Source organism: Limosilactobacillus oris DSM 4864 (assembly GCF_001434465.1).
Classification (GTDB): Bacteria; Bacillota; Bacilli; order Lactobacillales; family Lactobacillaceae; genus Limosilactobacillus; species Limosilactobacillus oris.
This window is the reverse complement of sequence record NZ_AZGE01000075.1, coordinates 1-213: the sequence shown is the minus strand read 5'-3', so window position 1 is coordinate 213 and position 213 is coordinate 1. Positions and strand designations below refer to the sequence as shown.

At 44.1% G+C, this 213-nt stretch carries 1 pseudogene; it reads right to left on the bottom strand.

Annotation, left to right across the window (positions count from 1 at the left end):
• Window positions 1–213 (bottom strand): annotated as a pseudogene (locus tag FC49_RS10285) (ISL3 family transposase); the annotation flags it as partial.

Genomic DNA, 213 nt, shown 5'->3' with positions numbered 1-213 from the left:
CATCATTGCCCGTTGCTTAATGGCCCAGGCAATATGGTTGCGATAATCAATGTCCTTGACTGTGGCAATTTTAGTAACCATGGTCGGACAGTCAGTGGAAGGTTTACAGAGGTATTTTTGTTTCCTTATTGACCAGATTGTTGGTTTATAGTGAAGTGCGGGACCAAGGGCATTGACGGTCTTAAAGCCATTTTTAAGCATCGGCTGACCACA